At 62.3% G+C, this 18,653-nt stretch carries 9 protein-coding genes; 3 read left to right on the top strand and 6 right to left on the bottom strand.

The genetic code is table 11. The features are described 5' to 3' along the window. Window positions 1–10: 10 nt before the first annotated feature. The 4 genes from ACM6I5_RS03510 to ACM6I5_RS03495 all read right to left on the bottom strand — a co-directional run bounded on the left by ACM6I5_RS03510 (window position 11) and on the right by ACM6I5_RS03495 (window position 12,660). The gene (locus ACM6I5_RS03510) at window positions 11–1,069 is read right to left on the bottom strand and encodes a TauD/TfdA family dioxygenase (RefSeq protein WP_414879169.1); all 1,059 of its coding nucleotides are present in this window, start codon (window positions 1,067–1,069) and stop codon (window positions 11–13) included. Window positions 1,070–1,123: 54 nt separating this feature from the next. Beyond that, window positions 1,124–10,357 (bottom strand): amino acid adenylation domain-containing protein, encoded by a 9,234-nt coding sequence (locus tag ACM6I5_RS03505; protein ID WP_414883194.1) that lies wholly within the window; start codon window positions 10,355–10,357, stop codon window positions 1,124–1,126. 176 nt (window positions 10,358–10,533) lie between these two features. Further along, on the bottom strand, window positions 10,534–11,268 hold the full coding sequence (locus ACM6I5_RS03500) for a thioesterase II family protein (protein ID WP_414883193.1): 735 nt from the start codon (window positions 11,266–11,268) through the stop codon (window positions 10,534–10,536). 219 nt (window positions 11,269–11,487) lie between these two features. After that, window positions 11,488–12,660, bottom strand: coding sequence for an MFS transporter (locus tag ACM6I5_RS03495; RefSeq protein WP_017337588.1), 1,173 nt, complete (start codon window positions 12,658–12,660; stop codon window positions 11,488–11,490). A 277-nt stretch (window positions 12,661–12,937) separates the two neighbouring features. On the opposite strand from ACM6I5_RS03495, the gene ACM6I5_RS03490 reads away from it, so the two are divergent. Beyond that, a complete protein-coding gene (locus ACM6I5_RS03490) occupies window positions 12,938–14,764 on the top strand; it encodes a glycoside hydrolase family 15 protein (protein ID WP_414883192.1) in 1,827 nt (608 codons plus the stop codon). A gap of 319 nt (window positions 14,765–15,083) precedes the next feature. After that, entirely contained in the window at window positions 15,084–15,473 is a 390-nt protein-coding gene (locus ACM6I5_RS03485) for a hypothetical protein (RefSeq protein ID WP_017337586.1), read from the top strand. 85 nt (window positions 15,474–15,558) lie between these two features. Here ACM6I5_RS03485 and ACM6I5_RS03480 read toward each other — a convergent pair whose 3' ends face one another. Continuing rightward, complete coding sequence (locus ACM6I5_RS03480) at window positions 15,559–16,542, bottom strand: GlxA family transcriptional regulator (RefSeq protein ID WP_414883191.1); 984 nt, start codon at window positions 16,540–16,542, stop codon at window positions 15,559–15,561. Window positions 16,543–16,632: 90 nt separating this feature from the next. On the opposite strand from ACM6I5_RS03480, the gene inhA reads away from it, so the two are divergent. After that, window positions 16,633–17,328 (top strand): isonitrile hydratase, encoded by a 696-nt coding sequence (gene inhA / locus ACM6I5_RS03475; RefSeq protein ID WP_017337584.1) that lies wholly within the window; start codon window positions 16,633–16,635, stop codon window positions 17,326–17,328. 682 nt (window positions 17,329–18,010) lie between these two features. On the opposite strand, the gene ACM6I5_RS03470 is transcribed toward inhA, so the two are convergent. Then, window positions 18,011–18,499 carry an SRPBCC family protein gene (locus tag ACM6I5_RS03470; protein ID WP_017339910.1) on the bottom strand — a complete coding sequence of 163 codons (489 nt, stop codon included), beginning with the start codon at window positions 18,497–18,499 and terminating at the stop codon, window positions 18,011–18,013. Window positions 18,500–18,653 lie beyond the last annotated feature (154 nt).

The raw sequence follows: 18,653 nt of genomic DNA, 5'->3' as shown, positions 1-18,653 counted from the left end.
TCGAGTGTCCTTATTCCTGATCCAGGTCGGCGCTTTTCTGCGCGATGGCCATGGCCGTGAGGATTTTTCTGTAGCCAGTGAATTCGTTGCGCGCATGCACGCTGAGGATGTTGTCCAGCAGCACCACGTCGCCCTTCTCCCAGGCGAACTCGACCATCACGTCGCGATAGATGCCTTGCAGGTGACGGATGACGTCGTCGGGAATGGCCGTGCCGTCACCGAAGAAGGTGTTTTGCGGCAGGTCCAGCGGGCCGAATTCACGCAGCAGGTTGTCGCGAATGCTGTCCGGCAGGGTCAGCGCGTTGAAGAAGGTGCCGTGGTTGAACCAGATGCGTTCGCCGGTCAGCGGATGGCGCACGATCGCCGGGCCGTTTTGCCGGGTGCGCAGGCGATTGCCCGACTTCCACTCCGCCTGAATGCCGATTCTGGCGCAGTAGGCTTCGACTTCTGCGCGGTCCTCGCTCTGGAACACGGTCTGCCACGGCAGCCCCATGCCGTCGCCGTAGTTGCGCACGTACATGATGCGTTTACGCTGAAACTCCTCGCGCACGGCCGGGTCGATTCGCGCGAGGATTTCGCGGGTATCGCCGAACGGGGTTTCGCCGCCGGTGGTCGAGGGCGTGTCACAGTAGAAGTACAGGTGACGCGGGAACACCGGCGAATAGGAATGCTCGTTGTGCGGGAAGATTTTCTCCGCTGCCGGGTAGTCGGTGGAGCTGTAGATCTTGAACTGGCCGGTGATCTGGGTCCGTGGCGAAGCGCGAAACAGGTACTCCAGGGCCCCGTCGGAAATCGCCGCCACGCAGCGGTTGAACTCGGCAATGTCGGCCACCTGGAAGCCACGGAAAAGAATTACCGCGTGGGCCAGCAGCTTGCTTTCGATCAGCGCGCGATTCTCCGTCGCCCACTCCACCAGGCTGACGCCGGGCACCGCCGGGCGGCACACCAGGGGCATGCTGGCACCGTCGAACATCGGCGCAAAACTCACCAGCCGGGTCGGGTCGGTGGACAGGCTCTTGCGTGCACCGCGACCGATTTTGGGAATGGACTTGGTGGTTGAAACAGTCATAAACCCCTCCAGAAAATGATGACGGCGGCGCCCGATTGGCGCCGCCGCAATGAATCAGTCCGCCGTGCTTTGCGTTGCCGGCGTGCCGCGACGGCGCTTGATCGCCATGCGCCCGCCCAGCAACGCCTTGCGCTGTTCGTTCAGGCGCGCATCGGCGCGGCGCTGCACATCGGTGGCCAGGTCCAGCAATTGGCTGACCGTCAGCTCGTCGGCGCGCAACAACGCTTGCAGTACCGCCTCGATTTGTTCGAACAGGCTTTGCAGCGTGCTCGGCAAGTACTGCCCGGCGGGTGTTTCGAAACTCAGGTGAATGTGTTCGGCCTCGTTGTAGAACGCAGCGACCATGCCGATCTCGGCGGCTTGCCGGCCCGACGGGAAATCCTCGACCAGCAGGCCGTCCATGGACGGCAATCGACCGACGCCTTCCTGGTAGATCAACTTGATGTCGAACAACGGCGACCGCCCGGCCCGACGCGGCAAACGCAACGCTTCCACCAGTCGCTCGAACGGCAGGTCCTGATGGTCCGAAGCCTCCAGAACCGCGCGGCGACAGGCTTGCAGCAGTTGCCCGGCAGCCTCGTCAGCGTTCACCTCCACTTGCAGCACTAATTGGTTAACGAAGAAGCCGACCATTTGTTCAAGCTCAACTTGATTTCGGTTGGCGATATCGGTGCCGATGCGCACACGACTGACCTCGGTGCGCTGACGCAACACCAGGGTGAAGCCGGCCAATAGCACCATGAACAGCGACAATCCACGCTGTTGAGCGAAGTCGCGCAACTGCTGACTCAAGGTCGCATTCAAGGTGAAATGGTGGCTGGCGCCTTCCTGCGCCTGACGCTGATCGCCGTCGCCCGGCAGCTCCAGCACGGCTTGCGGCTGGCCAAGGCGCGCCTGCCAGTAATCGAGCTGACGCTGCAGCTCGCCGCCCTGCTCCAGCCACTGGCGCTGCCATCTGGCGAAGTCGGCGTATTGCACGACCTGTTCCGGCAACGGCGCGACGCCGCCCCGGTTGAGGGTCGGATACAGCGTCACGAACTCATTGATCAGAATCCGGAACGACCAGTCATCTGCCGCGATGTGGTGCACCGTCAGCAGCAACACATGCTCCTGATCCGCGACCTGCAACACCCGCACCCGCAGCAACGGGCCATGGCGCAAATCGAACGGCCGGGCGACTTCTTCTCGGGCCAGTTGCGCGGCTTCGGCGTCCGGGTCTGGCAAATGCCGCAGGTCGCTGGCAACGAAACTCAACGGCAGTTCAGTGTGTACCCGCTGCCAGGCGTGACCGTCTTTCTCATGGAACGTGGTGCGTAACACAGCGTGGCGTTGCACCAGGGTTTCAAAGGTTTGCTGCAACGCCGACAGGTTCAACTCGCCGCGCAACCGCAAGGCGCCGGGCATGTTGTACATCGAGCTGTCGGGCTCGAGATTCCACAAGAACCACAACCGTTGCTGGGCAAAGGACAATGGCTGGCGTTCGCCGGAAAGGTCCGCCACCAGCGCCGGGCGTTCGCAGACGTGCCGCAGGCCTTGCACCTGAGCGGCGAAATCCTGCAGGCGCGGGTGTTCGAACAGGCTGCGCAAACTCACCGACAGGCCCAGGCGCTGGCGAATCTGCGAGACGATCTGCGTGGCCAGCAACGAATGCCCGCCCAGCTCGAAGAAGCTGTTTTCGCGATCGACACGGGTGACGTGCAACACCTGCTGCCAGATCTGCGCCAGCTCGATTTCCAGCTCGCCTTGCGGTGCGGTGCCGGCCACCGTTTCCCAGACCTCAGGCGCAGGGAGCGCGGCGCGGTCGAGTTTGCCGTTGCGGTTGAGCGGCAATGCGCTCATCACCACCAGTTGCGCCGGCAGCATGTAGTCCGGCAGACGCTCGCCCAAAGCCTGGCGCACGGTTTCGGTGAGCTGACGCGAGTCGGCGTCCGACAGCGTTGGCACGACGTAGCCGATCAACTGCTTGCCAACGACGCCTTCCTGCACCAGCACCACCGCTTCGCTGATCATCGGCAAGCCTTGCAGGTGCGCTTCCAGTTCACCGAGCTCGACGCGGAAACCACGGATTTTCACCTGGTGATCGATGCGCCCCAGGTATTCCAGCGCGCCGTCTTCGCGATACCGCGCCAGATCGCCGCTGCGGTACAAGCGTGCGCCCGGCGTGGTGGAAAACGGATCGGCGATGAAGCGCTCGGCACTCAGTCCCGGACGCTGGTGATAGTGCTGGGCAATGCCGGCGTCACCGCCGATGCACAACTCGCCCACGCAACCGGTGGGCAGTAGATGGCCCTCGGTGTCCAGCACGTACAAGGCCCGACCGGGCAACGCGCGGCCAATCGGCACGCCGATCAGGTTTTGCGTGTCGGCCAAGGTGCACAGGTGCGTGCTGGAGACCACGGTGGCCTCGGTCGGCCCGTAGGTGTTGAGCAGGCGCACATCACCAAGACCGGCGGCATGCCAGAGCTTCAGGCCTTCCAGCGACATGGCTTCGCCACCGACGTGGACCTGACGCAGCCGACCTTTGTCGCGCTGAGGCTGCGCCGCCCATTCCTGGGCCAGCAAATACCAGTACGCTGCAGGCAAGTCCGCCAGGGTCACGCCCTGTTCGATGATTTGCCGGTACAAGGTGTCGGTATCCCACAGTTCATCACCGCGCAACACCAGCGCCGCGCCCACGCACAGGGGCGGGTAGCACTGTTCGACAAAGCCGTCGAAGCTGAACGTGGCGAATTGCAGCACGCGGTCATCGGCGCTGAGTTGCGAATAGTCCGCCGCAATCACGCAGAATTCGCGCAACGCGGCGTGGGCCAGGCACACACCTTTCGGCCGGCCGGTGGAGCCGGAGGTGTAAATCAGGTACGCGAGGTCTTCGGCGCAGGCGAGGTTGACCGGGTTGCTCATGGAGTAGCCGGCCAGCGACGCCGCCGTCAGTGCCAGACGCGGCAGGCCTTCGGGCAATGCGACATCCGCCAGCAGTTCCGGTTGCGCCAACAGCAGGTCCATCCCGCTGTCTTCGATCATGTAGGCCAGGCGTTCGGCCGGGTAGTCCGGGTCCAGCGGTACATAACCGGCGCCGGACTTGAGGATCGCCATGAGGCTGACGATCATCTGCGCATTACGCCGCACCGACAGGCCGACCCGCTGCCCCGGCGCCACACCGTGCTCGCGCAGGCGATGGGCAAGCTGGTTGGCCTGAGCGTTGAGCTGTGCATAAGTCAGTCGCTCTTCGCCGACGATCACGGCCAATGCGTCGGGGGTGCGTGCGGCTTGTTGCTCGAAGCGTTGATGCGCCAGCAATGGACTGTCCAGCAGCGGCGCGGCGGGACGCGAGCCCCGCAACACCTGGGCTTTTTGCTTGGCATCCAGAAGGCTCACGGCCCCTAGAACCTGTTGCGGCTGTGCGACGAATTGCTCCAGCACCTGCAGCAGGTTCGCGCCCAGCCGCTCGATCTGCACGGTGCTGAACAAAGCCTGATCGAAACTGAATTCCAGGCGCAGGCTGGCGCCGACTTCGATGCCGAGGGTCAGCGGGTAACTGGTGATTTCGTGATTGCGCAATGCGCCGAAGGTCAGTCCCGCCGGCGCGCCTTGCTTCAGCGCTTCGGCCACCGGGAAGTTTTCAAACACCAGCAGACTGTCGAACAGCGCGTTGCCCTGCTGTCCGGCCCAGCCCTGGATGTCGTAGAGCGGCACATGCTCGAACTCACGCAAGCTCAGGTTCAGCGCTTGCAGCTCGTTGAGCCATTGGCTGACCGGCTGCGTCGAGTATGGCGTAGCAATGATCGGCAAGGTGTTGATGAACAGGCCCAACTGTTGCTCGATGCCCGGCAACGGCGCGGATCGCCCGGCAATCGTCGCGCCGAACGCCACGCATGCTTGACCGGTGTAGCGCTGCAACAGCAGACCCCACGCGCCCTGCAACAAGGTGTTGAGAGTGATCTTCTGCTGCCGGGCAAACTCGGTCAGACGCTGCATGGCGGCGCTTTCGAGCGTCAGGTGATGCTCGCCCATGCCGCGCCCCTCGACCGGCGTCGGCAAGGCTTGCGCCAGCAGCGTCGGCGTTTCGAGGGCGGCCAGCGCCTGCTTCCAGAACTGTTCGCCCGCCGCCAGTGGCTGTTGCTGAATCCAGCCCAGGTAGTCGCGGTATTGCCCCAGGGGTTTGGCCAGTGCCTGCCCGGCGTAATGCTGAATCACTTCGCCGAGCAACTGCGCGTTGCTCCAGCCGTCCATGAGGATGTGATGACTGGTGTAGATCAGGTGCCACGCGTCGCCGCCCTGACGCACCAGCATCAGGCGCAGCAGCGGCGCGGCGCTGAGTTCGAAACCACGGCTACGCTGTTCGGCGGCCAGCGCATCGAGGTCGATATCGGCGGCCTCGATCACCTGCAATTGCAGGTCGATCTGACGATGAATGACCTGATGCGCAGACTCCAGACCCAACCAATGGAAACTGCTGCGCAAAATGTCGTGGCGGTTGATCGCCGCTTGCCATGCCCGACCGAACGCCGCCAGGTCCAGCCCCTGAATATCGAGGCGCAGTTGATTGATATAGGCCTCGGCCTGCGGCTCATACAAGGTGTGGAACAACATGCCCTGCTGCATCGGTGTTAGCGGATACATGTCCTCGATGGCCGGGGCCGCGACAGGCAACGCGTCCAGCTGCGCCTGGTTGATCCGTGCCAGCGGGAAGTCCGACGGCGTGACCTGCCCCGTCGGGGTTACGCAGCAATGTTCGATCAGCGCGGTGAGTTCTTCGGTGTAGGCATCGGCCAGTTGCTGAACGGTGCTGTCGGCAAACATGTCGCGACTGAAGCCCCATTGCAACGAGAGTTGACCGCCATAGACCTGGCTTTCCAGGGTCAGCCAGTTGGCCAGCGGCGCGTCGTCACCCTGGGCATGACCGCCGCTTTCCAGCGCCGGTTCAAACAGCACGTCCTCATCGAACTGACGGTCGAACTGGCCGAGGTAGTTGAAGGTGATCCGTGGTGCCGGCAATCCTTGCAAGGACTGACGCTGAGCCGGCTCGCCGAGGTAGCGCAGCAACCCGTAGCCGAGACCTTTATCGGGGATCGCGCGCAGTTGTTCCTTGATCGTCTTGATCGCGTTCGCCGTTTCCGCGTGAGGTTGCAGGCGTACCGGGAACAAACTGGTGAACCAGCCTACGGTGCGCGTCAGGTCGAGGGCGTCGAACAGGTCTTCACGGCCATGGCCTTCGAGCTGGATCAGCGTCGAGTGATGCCCGGTCCAACGGCAAATCACCCGCGCCAGCGCCGTCAGCAGCAAGTCATTGACCTGAGTGCGATAGGCCGCCGGGGCTGTTTGCAGCAGCTGCCGCGTCAACCTGGCGTCGAGCTTCGATTCGATCTTGTGGCCGTGGCGATGCTGCAGGCTGCCCAGCGGATTTTCACACGGCAGGTCGCGGGCATCGGCGTGTTGCGCCTGCCAGTACGGCAGTTGCTGATCCAGGGTGCGGGCATGCTCTTGCAGGTGTCCGGCCCAGTGTTGATAGGCGCTGGTTTTCTCGGGCAACGTCGCGGCGCTGCCAGCGGCCAATTGGGCGTAGGCCTGCTGGAGGTCTTCGAGCAGAACCCGCCACGACACGCCGTCCACCGCCAAATGGTGGATCGCCAGCAACAGGCGTTGCGTGCCGTCCTCGAGGCTGACCAGCAACGGGCGCAGCAACGGCCCATCGGCCAGATCAAGGCTGCGTTGCGCTTCGTCGCACAGCGCCGACAACGCCTCGCTCGAGGACGCCTGCCGCTGCCACAGTTCCGCCGTTTCGACGGGCGATCCGTGGCACTGCTGCCAGCCATCGACACCCTGGGTGAAACGCAGGCGCAAGGCATCGTGATGGTTGATCACCGCGACCAGCGCGGCTTCAAGGGCTTGAGGGTTCAGCGCTTCGCGCGGCGTCAGCAGCAAGGACTGGTTCCAGTGTTGCGGCTGCGCGATGGCTTGCTCGAAAAAGTAATGTTGCGCCGGGGTCAGCAGCACCTCGCCGCTGACCGGCCCTTGATCGATGGAACTGCGATTGTCGAACGCCGCCACCAGCGCCAGGCTGCGCACCGTCTGGTACTGAAACAGGTCGCGTGGACTGAGGCGGATGCCGGCCTGACGGGCGCGGCTGACCACTTGAATGGAGATAATCGAGTCGCCGCCCAGCTCGAAGAAGTTGTCTTCGAGTCCCACGCGCTCCAGACCCAACACGTCCTGCCAGATCTGCGCCAGCGCCGTCTGCATGGCATCTTGCGGCGCGACGAACGCGTGTTGCGGCGCCGCATCCGGTTGCGGCAAGGCCTTGCGGTCCAGTTTGCCGTTGGCGGTCACTGGCAGGGCATCCAGTGGCATCAGGTAGGTCGGCACCATGTATTCCGGCAAGCTGCTCAGCAGCCAGGCCTTGAGGGTTTCCGGCCACTGCGGCTCGACGTTTTCCAGCACCGCGTACGCCACCAGATGCTTGCCGCCCTGCACCAGGACCACGGCTTCGCGCACCAGCGGATGCTGCATCAGGCGGGTTTCGATTTCCCCCAGCTCGATACGCAGGCCGCGCAACTTCACTTGATGGTCGAGGCGGCCGAGGTATTCGATCACCCCATCGGCACGCTGGCGTACGCGGTCGCCGGTTCGGTACAGACGCGCACCGTCATGGAACGGGCACGGCACAAACCGCTCGGCGGTCAACCCCGGACGGCGGTGATAACTGCGCGCCAGACCGGCGCCACCCAGGTACAACTCCCCCGCTACACCCGCCGGCACCGGCAGCAACTGTGCGTCCAGAACATGGGTACGCAGGTTGGCAATCGGCCGGCCGATCGGCACGCTGTCGGCGCCTTCATCAACGCAGGTCCAGTGGGTCACGTCGATGGCCGCTTCGGTCGGACCGTACAGGTTGTACAGCCCGGCGCCCGGCAGTTTGGCGAACACCTGATGTTGAGCGTCCAGTGGCAAGGCTTCACCGCTGCAGGCGATGCGTTTGAGGCTGGCACAGGCTTCAACGCCCGGCTCGTGGATAAACGCCTGAAGCATCGACGGCACAAAGTGCAAGGTGCTGATGCCGAACTCGCCGATGAGGCGGATCAGCCGCGCCGGTTCGCGATGCGCGCCCGGCGGCGCCACCACCAGACGGGCGCCAGTCATCAGCGGCCAAAAGAACTCCCAGACCGACACGTCGAAACTGAACGGGGTTTTCTGCAACACCGAGTCGCTGCCGTCCAGCCCGTACGCCTGTTGCATCCAGCACAAACGATTGACCAGCGCCGCATGGCTGTTCCCGGCGCCCTTGGGCTTGCCGGTTGAGCCGGAGGTGTAAATCACGTAGGCCAGGTTCAAAGGATGCACCGACACCGACAGGCAGGTTTCGCGGTAACCGTCCAGCCAAGCCTCGTCCTGATCCAGTGCAATGACCTTGATGCCCTCGGTCGGCAGCGTGCCGACCAGAGCGCTTTGGGTCAGCAACACGCCAATCGCACTGTCTTCGATCATGTAGGCCAGGCGCTCCACCGGGTATTCCGGATCGAGCGGCACATAGGCGCCGCCAGCCTTGAGAATTGCCAGCAGGCCAATGACCATTTCCAGCGAACGCTGGACGGCGATCCCGACCAGCACATCGGGACCGACACCCTGCTCGCGCAGGTAGTGGGCCAATTGATTGGTGCGCGCATTGAGCTGTGCATAAGTCAGCTGGCGATTGCCAAACACCAGCGCGGGCGCCTCGGGCGTGCGCGAGGCCTGGGCGTGGATCAATTCATGAACGCATTGCTCGACGGGATAAGTTTCGGCGGTGCGGTTCCAGTCATGCACCAGCACCTGCTGTTCCTCCGCCGCCAGCATCCGCAGCTCGCCGACCCGCTGATTCGTATCGACCACCATCGCCTGCAACAGGCGCGTCCAGTGCTGCGCCATGCGTGCGATGGTCGGTGCGTCGAACAAGTCGCTGGCGTAGGTCAGTGCGGCGTGCAGCTTGCCGCTCTTTTCATAGGTGTCGAGGGTCAGGTCGAACTGCGTGGTGCGCCCTTCCCACTCGATTGCATCCAACACCAGACCGGAGGCGGTGCTGATGCTGGACATGTCCGCGACTTGCGGCTGGTGGTTGTACATCACCTGGAACAGCGGCGTGTGGCTGAGGCTGCGTTCCAGTTTCAGCGCTTCGACCAGACGCTCGAACGGCAGGTCCTGATGGGCCTGGGCGCCGAGGGCGGTCTCCTTGATGGCGCGCAACAAATCGTCGACGCGGGTCTGGCCGTCAAGCTGTGTGCGCAGCACCTGAGTGTTGACGAAGAAGCCGATCAGGCCTTCGATTTCCGCTCGGTTGCGGTTGGCAATCGGCACGCCGACACGGAGATCGGTTTGCCCGGTGTAGCGATGCAGCAGCACGTTGAACGCACCGAGCAACAGCATGAACAGGGTGATGTTGTGTTTCTGCGCAGTGGCACGCAGTTGCTCGGCCAGTTGCGGGTCGACAGCGAACTCGTAACGAGTGCCGCGATAGCTCGGCATTGCCGGGCGCGAGTGATCGGTGGGCAGTTCCAGCACCGGGTGTTCGTCGCCGAGTTGCGCCTGCCAGTAATCCAGTTGACGCGCCTGTTCACCCGCCTCCAGCCAGCGGCGTTGCCACAAGGCGTAGTCGCTGTACTGGATCGGCAACGGCGCGAGTTGCGGTTGTGCACCGGCCTCGAAGGCGTCGTAGCAGCGGATGAACTCATCAATCAGCACGTTCATCGACCAACCATCGGAAACGATGTGGTGCAGGGTCAGCAGCAGGACATGTTCCTGTTCGGCGAGTTTGAGCAAGGTCACGCGCAGCAACGGACCGACCGAAAGATCGAAGGGCAACACCGATTGCTGCTCCGCCGCCTGGGCGACGGCACGTTCGCGCTCAGTGGCCGGCAATGCGCTGAAATCCACCTGCTTGATGACCAGCGGCGCGCTGGCCGGCACTTGCAGCAAGCTGTCGTCGGCCTGACGCTGGAACACCGTGCGCAGGGTTTCGTGACGCTCCACAAGACTGGCAAAGGCCTGTTCCAGCGCAGGCAGGTTCAACCGCCCGGTCAGACGCACCGCCCCCGGCAGGTTGTAGGCGCCACTTTGCGCGTCCAGTTGCCAGAGAAACCACATGCGTTGCTGGGCGTACGACAACGCCTGGCGATCCTCGGCCTCGACGCCGGCAGGAATCGGGAACCGGGCGAAATCAATGCCTTCCTTTTGCAAGGCCGCAAGGAACATCTGGCGCTTTTCCAGGGGCAACCCGATAAACCGGCGAGCAAGTTTCAAGGAGTCTTCAGCATTCATTTCTAAGCATCCGGATCAGTGGCGGGAAGCACAAAGGCACGTCGTCCCTATAAAACGAATGCAGACCGGAAAAATTAGCGAATGAGAACAAGTGTCAGCGGAGGCGGATCGCGGGATGTCAGGTTGCGGCAAATCAAATGTAGGAGCGAGCTAGCCCGCTCCCAAATCTGGCCGTGTCAGGCAGTGGCAGCCATGGCGTGCCGGCGATGGTGAACATCGAGCTGGTCCTTGATCACCCGCAACACCTTGGCTTCGTGCTCATGGATGAAGAAGTGACCACCGGCCAGCATGTCCACGGAGAAGCTGCCGTGGGTTTCCCTGCTCCAGCCGATCAGCTGTTCGGTGGTCGCGCGATCAGCCTTGCCGCCAAGCACGTGCACCGGGCATTTCAGCAACGGACGCTGGATCGGCTCGAAGCGGCCGCACAGCAGGAAGTCTGCACGCAGGATCGGCAGCGTCAGGCTCATCAGCTCTTCATTGGCCAACACTTCTTCACTGGTGCCATTGAGGGTGCGCAGTTGCTCGATCAGCTCGGCATCGGTTTTCGGATCGGCAAAACCCTGGTCGTAGTCAGCCCGCATCGTCGGCGCGGCGGTGCCTGAAGCGAACAGCGCCACCGGCTCAGGGCAACCCAGCGAGTGAAAGGCGTGGGCCATTTCGCAGGCCAGCAAAGCGCCGAGACTGTGGCCGAACAGGGCGTACGGCGCCTTGAGCGTGGCTTTCTGTTCCTGGGCGAGTTGCAGCGCCAGGTGCCGCATGTCGGTGTGCAAGGGCTCGCCGAACCGCGCGCCGCGCCCCGGCAGTTCCACCGGTTGCAGCTTGAGCCACTCCGGCAGTTTGCGCCGCCAGCGGCTGTAGACCATGGCGCTCGCGCCTGAATAGGGCAGGCACAGCAATGTCAGCTGGGTCACCGGGCTTACCTCGAAAAGTTGTCTGTAAAGAGAACGGATGAGCGCCGCGGGGAATTAGGTGGATACTGAATTGTGGCGAGGGAGCTTGCTCCCGCTGGGCTGCGAAGCGGCCCCAGAACCAGCCGCCTCTGTATGCCACGTAACACTTGGCTGAGGGGTTTACGACGGCTTCGCCGCCGAGCGGGAGCAGGCTCCCTCGCCACAGAATGGGTGAATGAATTACTTGAGGTGACGGAAGCTTTGGATTGCGGAACCGAGAACGACAGCCCCCGCCACGATTGCCACCCAGAACCCGCTGCGTGCACCGAACGCATCCACCAGCCACCCTGAACTGGCCGCGCCAATCGCCACGCCAATGCTCAACCCGGTGACCAGCCAGGTCAGCCCTTCGGTGAGTTTGGCCGGCGGCACGATGCGCTCCACCAAGGCCATCGCCACAATCAGCGTCGGGGCAAAAAACAGCCCGGAAACGAATACCGCCAGCGACAACCCGAGAATGTTGCTCGCCAGCAACAACGGCAACGTAGTCACCGCCGTCGCCACCCCGCCATACAGAAACAATCGCGGCAACGGCACTTTCGAGCGCAACGCCCCGAACGCCAGCCCGGCCAGGCACGAGCCGATGGCATACACCGACAACACAATGCTCGCCGCCGCCGGTTGGCCCTGTTGCTGGGCGAACGCCACGCTGACCACATCGACCACGCCGACAATGGTGCCCATGGCAACCATCAACAGCATCAGCAATTGAATCTCGGCGGAACGAATGATCGAGCCCTGATGGTGTTCTTCATGGGGATGAATCGCCGGCTCCGTGTCCCGTTGCAGGACAAACGCCGTGACGCCAATCGCCAGCATCAGCAACGCCGCCAACGGCCCCGCTTCGGGGAACGCCACCACGCACAGGCCCACTGACAGTGGCGGTCCGACAATGAAGCAGACTTCGTCGAGCACCGATTCCAGGGCGTACGCGGTCTGCAATTGTGGCTGGCCGCGATAGACCTCGGTCCAGCGCGCCCGCACCATCGCCGACATGCTCGGCATGCAACCGGCCAGCGCGGCGAACAAAAACAACGTCCAGTTCGGCGCCTGCAAACGCGTGCACAGCAACACCAGCAGCAATGCCCCGCCACCGATCAGCGCTGACACCGGCAAGATCCGGCGTTGCCCGAAACGGTCCACCAGACGCGAAACCTGTGGCGCGCAAAACGCCGTCGCGAGGGCAAACGTCGCCGCCACCGCACCGGCCAGCCCGTAACCACCTTGCAACTGGGAGAGCATGGTGATCAGGCCGATACCGGTCATGGAAATCGGCATGCGCGCGATCATCCCGGCCAGCACGAAAGCCCGGCTGCCTGGGGCTTTGAACAGTTCGCGGTAGGGGTTGGCCATGGTTCGGCTCTCGATAAGGGCCTGCAAGTTGCCATAAGGCTGAGCGAGGGGAAAGCGGGGAATTGTTGGTTGAATGTGAAGGCCTTGAAGATCAAAAGATCGCAGCCTTCGGCAGCTTCGACAGGAGATCGCATTCCAATGCAGGAGCTGCCGAAGGCTGCGATCTTTTGAGCTTGCTGCTGAACTCTCCACCATCCAGACCAGTCTGCTGATTAAGCCCACATCTCAAGGCGCTAACCTTCCGGAGGCATGAGCCTTGATCCGGAGTTTCGCAGCAATGGCTGATCATCATCCCGAACGACAAAGCGCTATCGACGCCCACGGCATCATTGGCGACATGCGCAGCGCGGCATTGGTCAACGATAAGGGCAGCGTGGATTTTTTCTGCTGGCCGGAATTCGACAGCCCGTCGATCTTCTGCTCGTTGCTGGACGCGCCCGAGGCCGGCATTTTCCAACTGGCACCTTACCTGGCCGATGCCCGCCGCGAGCAGATCTATCTGCCCGACACCAACGTGCTGCAAACCCGCTGGCTCAGCGACAGCGCGGTGGTCGAAGTCACTGACCTGCTGCCCATCGGCGATAGCGAAGATGATCTGCCGGTGCTGATGCGCCGGGTTCGGGTGGTCAGCGGCCAGGCGACGTTTTACATGCGCTGCGCCGTGAGGCATGACTATGCTCGCGCCAAAACCCGCGCGCACCTGGACGAAAAGGACGTGGTATTCGAGGCAGCCGATCAACCGTCCATGCGCCTGTCTTCGGATCAGGTGTTGCGTATCGACGGCAACACGGCGGTGGCCGAATTCACGCTGGAACAGGGCCAGGGTGCGCAATTCCTGCTGGGCGGCGTCGACGATCCCCGCTTCAAGGACGGGGCCGCGGACTTGTGCATGGAGCGCACACTGAAGTTCTGGCGCGACTGGACCGGCCAGTCCAACTACCGCGGTCGCTGGCGGGAAATGGTCAACCGCTCGGCCCTCGCGCTGAAGCTTTTGACCTCACGCAAACACGGCGCAATCCTCGCCGCCGCCACGTTCGGCCTGCCGGAAACGCCGGGCGGTGAACGCAACTGGGATTATCGCTACACCTGGATCCGCGACGCCTCGTTCACGGTCTATGCCTTCATGCGCCTGGGGTTTGTCCAGGAGGCCAACGATTACATGCGCTGGCTGCGCGGGCGGGTCAGCGACTGCCACGGCAAACCGATGAAACTCAACATTCTCTACGCCATCGATGGCCGTCAGGAACTGCCGGAAACGGAACTCTCGCACCTCAGCGGACATGGCGGGGCCACGCCGGTTCGCATCGGCAATCAGGCTTACGACCAGATCCAGCTCGACATCTTCGGCGAGCTGATGGATGCGGTGTACCTGGTCAACAAGTACGGCGACGCCATCTCCCATGAAGGCTGGAAACACGCGGTGGACGTGGTCGATCAGGTCTGCGAAACCTGGCAGCAAAAAGACGTCGGCATCTGGGAAATGCGCGGCGAGCAGCATCATTTCCTGCACTCTCGATTGATGTGCTGGGTCGCGCTGGACCGGGCGATCCGCCTCGCCTCGAAACGCTCCCTGCCCGCCCCGTTTGCCCGCTGGGACCAGACCCGTCAGGCGATCTACGTCGACATCTGGGAAAATTTCTGGAACGAAGAGCGCGGGCATTTCGTCCAGCACATCGGCGGCACCGCGTTGGATGGTTCGATGTTGCTGATGCCGCTGGTGCGCTTTGTCAGCGCGAAAGATCCGCGTTGGTTATCGACCCTCGAAGCCATCCAGAAAACCCTGGTACGCGACGGCATGGTCTATCGCTACCGCAACGAAGACAGTCAGATCGACGGCCTCACCGGCACCGAAGGCGCCTTCGCTGCGTGTTCGTTCTGGTATGTCGAATGCCTGGCCCGGGCCGGCCAGGTGGAAAAGGCGCACCTGGAGTTTGAACAATTGCTGCGGTACGCCAATCCGCTGGGGTTGTACGCCGAAGAGTTCGACAGCCATGCGCGGCATCTGGGCAATACACCACAAGCGCTGACGCACCTGGCGCTGATCAGCGCGGCGAGTTTTCTGGACCGGAAACTGAGTGGGGAAAAAAACTACTGGCAGCCGTGAGACCGAGACGCTTTGCTGACCCCACCCATCATCTGTGGCGAGGGAGCTTGCTCCCGTTGGGCGGCGAAGCAGCCCCAAAACCATCCCACTCGGTACATCAGGTGAAACGTAACCACAGGGTTTACGACAACTTCGTCGCCCCACGGGAGCAAGCTCCCTCGCCACAGGTTTCGTGAAGGGAAAAGTCCTACGCTTCATAAACAAGACCCGCCGCCAACTCCCGAAATACCTTGTTGCCAGCCGCTACATCCCCACCTACCATCGACCGTCAACGGGCACAGCGGAGCTGTCCAACAAAACCCGAATTCAAGGAACCCGAATGACCCAGCGTATCCACCGCAGCATCGACACCCCACTCCGATCAGGCCTGAACCGCGACGAACTGTGGGAAGGCCCCGACAAAGGCCTGATCAAATGCTGGGAAATCGGCCGCCAACGCGCCGCCCGCTTCCCCGAACTCGCCCAACAATGCCGCGCCGGCGAACTGCCGGTGCTGGGCTGGAAAGGTGGTGTCAGCCGCAGCCTGAAGAAACTCGAAAAGTACGGCTCCCTCAAATACCTTGCTCAATGGCAGGGTTTGCGCGGGGAAGATCTGGAGGTTGACCTGGATGAAGAACGAGCATTGACGTGCTCGCGGACCGGGATGGTGGTGACGTTTACGCCGGATCGGGCGAAATATATCAATCAGGTGGCGGAAGCCGAAACTTGAGCCTCCACTGTGTGGCGAGGGAGCTTGCTCCCGTTCGATTGCGCAGCAGTCGCAAAGATTGGCGCGAAAACGCCAGGCGCAACGATCAGAGCGTCACCGAATCTACTTCAGAACTCACCGAAAACCGCTCGCGATAGGCTTGCGGCGTCACGCCCATGGCGCGCAGAAAACTGCGGCGCAGCGTCTCTTCGCTACCAAACCCGCACTGCACGGCGACCCGTTTTATCGGCACACCGGTATCACTGAGTAACCGCCGCGCCGTCTCGACCCGAATCAGTTCGATGGCCCGCGCAGGCGTCTGGCCGGTGTCGGCGCGGTAGTGGCGGACGAAGCTGCGTTCGCTCATGCCGGCCTGTAGCGCCAGGGTGGGAATGCCCAGATCCATGGTGAGGTGTTCGCTGATCCAGGCGTGAAGGTCGTCGAATCGGCTGCCTTCTTTTTGCAAGGACAGGGTGACGCTGAACTGCGACTGACCGCCCGGACGTTTAAGGAAAACCACCAACTGCTGCGCCACTTCCAGCGCCATGTTACGACCCAGGTCTTCTTCGACCATGGCCAGCGCGAGGTCGATGCCAGCCGTGACCCCGGCCGAAGTCCACACCGGGCCGTCATTGATGAAAATCGGATTGGGCTCGACCCGCAGCCGTGGATGCCTCTGCGCCAGCTGCTCGCAACGGGTCCAGTGCGTGACCACCCGACGGCCATCGAGCCAGCCACTGGCCGCCAGTAAAAACGCCCCGGTGCACACCGATGCCACCCGACGGCATCTCGCCGCATGCTCATGCACCCAGGCCACCAGTGCCGCATCCTCCGCTGCCGCGTATACGCCCCAGCCGCCGGCAATGATCAAGGTATCGCTGCCTTGTGCGGGCAACGGGTCGGCCAACAACGCCAGCCCCGCCGACGACATCACCGCCCCGCCGTCGCTGGCAATTACTGTCGGTGCATAAGGCGGCGGCAAACCTTTCTGGCGGGCAATATCGTTGGCAGAGGCGAACACCTGCAGTGGCCCGGTAACGTCGAGCAGTTGCACATTGGCGAACGCGAGCACATGAATGGTCTTGGGCATGTTTGGCGTAATTCGTGGGGTAATTGGCGTATGCGCCAAATCCTACGAGCCTAGAGTGAAGCCGTCCACCCACTTCACGAGAAAAACACCATGACGCTGCAGATCGGTTTTCTGTTGTTCCCGCAGGTTCAGCAACTGGACCTGACCGGCCCTTATGACGTGCTGGCCTCGTTGCCGGACGTGAAGGTGCATTTGATCTGGAAGGACTTGATGCCAGTCACCGCCAGCACCGGCCTGGTGCTGAAACCCACCGTCACCTTCGACGATTGCCCGGCACTGGATGTGATCTGCATTCCCGGCGGCAGCGGTGTCGGGCCGTTGATGGAAGATGAAAAAACATTGGCATTCATCAAGGCTCAGGCGGCCCATGCCCGGTATGTCACTTCGGTGTGCACGGGAGCGTTGGTGCTGGGCGCTGCGGGCCTGCTCAAGGGTAAACACGCGACCACTCATTGGGCGTATCACCAATTGCTTGCGCCATTGGGTGCGATTCCGGTGAAGGATCGGGTGGTGCGCGATGGCAATCTGTTGACCGGTGGCGGGATCACCGCGGGCATCGATTTCGCGCTGACATTGGCCGCTGAATTGTTCGATAAGGACACGGCGCAGCTGGTGCAGTTGCAGCTGGAATATGCTCCGGCGCCGCCATTTGCTTCGGGCTGTCCTGAGACCGCTCCGGTCAGCGTGCTGGAGGAGGCGCGGAAACGGGCTGCCGGGTCGTTGAAATTGCGCTCGGAAATCACCGAGCGTGTTGCGGCGAAGCTCGATCAGGTGTCAGTACGCTGATCCATTCCTCGGTGGAGCCAGCGTCCGGCTCCACCGAGGACTTTCCATCGCCCACAAAAAAACCCGCCTAAGCGGGTTTCTCAAGACCATTTCGACATCCTGTCAGCAGCCATCCAGGCTTATGGTCGATCATCCGTGATCCTGAGTGCATCCTGCGACTCAGTTGATGGATCCAGATTAACGACATTGTTGAAGCGTAAACAGACGACATACCCGCGCTCTGGTGTAAGCCATTGACCATTCAGGACCCGAGTCCGCACAGTGTGGCGCGGGGGAATGTGTGGCGAGGGAGCTTGCTCCCGCTGGGTCGCGAAACGAGCCCAAAAGCTTTGCGACTGCTTCGCAGCCGAGCGGGAGCAAGCTCCCTCGCCACACAGGCTCGCTCGCACAAAGACATGGTCATCTTTTCAGCAGGCGAAAAAAAACCCGCCGAAGCGGGTTTTTCCCAAGACCATGTCGACTCCCTGTCGATAGCGTTCCTTGCTGATGGCCGATCATCCTTGATCCCGAAGCACTTCCTGTGTTCCGGTTGATGAGGCTAGATTACGCATCGGATCCAATCTGCAACAGGCGACATAGTTGCCACTGCGTGTAAGACATTCGCCATACCGCCCCTTCCGTAAACCCTTAGACGCCTCAGGCGTCGAGCCTGAAAGCCTTGAATTCAGGGGCCCGCGGGCCATTACTCTGGCTGATGCTCGCGAGCCTTGGTGTTGATCTTCAGAAATTCTTCGATGTTGTTCATCTGCTCATCCCAACCACGGCTGTCCATACGGAACGCCTTGAGCCGCCGCGACTGGGGAATGTGATCGAAGCCGGACTCGGTGACCTTGAGCAAGGTGCCGTTATCCATGTCTTCAAGCTCGAAGAGCACCAGGGTGGTGGGCTCCTGGGAGTAGTCGACTTCGGGCTTCACGGCATACGGGTGCCAGCGAAACGAAAACACGCGTTCCGGCTCGACTCGCTCCACCAGGACATTCCACAGCAAATGCTCATAACCTGGGTAGGTAATCTGTCCCTGAGTCCATTCGCCGGCGACAAAGCGCTTGCCTTCCAGTGCCACGCCAAACCACTGCCCGAACGCTTCGGCGTTGGCCAGCACGCGCCAGACCTGCGAACGCGGCACTTTAAGCAGGATCTTCCTTTCGATGCGATCTGATGCTGGGTTCATAAGTCACCTCCTGTACTTAACAGTAGGCCTGTAAGACCACAAGACCAACCTTAAAGTTGTATCAATCGGGTATCTCAATCAACCCTGCCTGAAATATTCAGGCCGCACATCCGCACCAGAGTTCGGGGTTGAGAGCGACAGAAGTGATACAGGC

Source organism: Pseudomonas sp. IT-P171 (assembly GCF_949767765.1).
In the GTDB taxonomy this organism is placed as follows: Bacteria; Pseudomonadota; Gammaproteobacteria; order Pseudomonadales; family Pseudomonadaceae; genus Aquipseudomonas; species Aquipseudomonas fluorescens_B.
Note: the sequence above shows the minus strand (reverse complement) of the source record. Positions and strands in the feature narration are given on the sequence as shown.

Bases quoted from the DNA above. Each gene is read 5' to 3' on its own strand.
- ACM6I5_RS03480 (WP_414883191.1), bottom strand. From the start codon at position 16,542: ATGCCCAAGACCATTCATGTGCTCGCGTTCGCCAATGTGCAACTGCTC.
- ACM6I5_RS03490 (WP_414883192.1), top strand. From the start codon at position 12,938: ATGGCTGATCATCATCCCGAACGACAAAGCGCTATCGACGCCCACGGC.
- ACM6I5_RS03470 (WP_017339910.1), bottom strand. From the start codon at position 18,499: ATGAACCCAGCATCAGATCGCATCGAAAGGAAGATCCTGCTTAAAGTG.
- inhA (WP_017337584.1), top strand. From the start codon at position 16,633: ATGACGCTGCAGATCGGTTTTCTGTTGTTCCCGCAGGTTCAGCAACTG.
- ACM6I5_RS03505 (WP_414883194.1), bottom strand. From the start codon at position 10,357: ATGAATGCTGAAGACTCCTTGAAACTTGCTCGCCGGTTTATCGGGTTG.
- ACM6I5_RS03485 (WP_017337586.1), top strand. From the start codon at position 15,084: ATGACCCAGCGTATCCACCGCAGCATCGACACCCCACTCCGATCAGGC.
- ACM6I5_RS03495 (WP_017337588.1), bottom strand. From the start codon at position 12,660: ATGGCCAACCCCTACCGCGAACTGTTCAAAGCCCCAGGCAGCCGGGCT.
- ACM6I5_RS03510 (WP_414879169.1), bottom strand. From the start codon at position 1,069: ATGACTGTTTCAACCACCAAGTCCATTCCCAAAATCGGTCGCGGTGCA.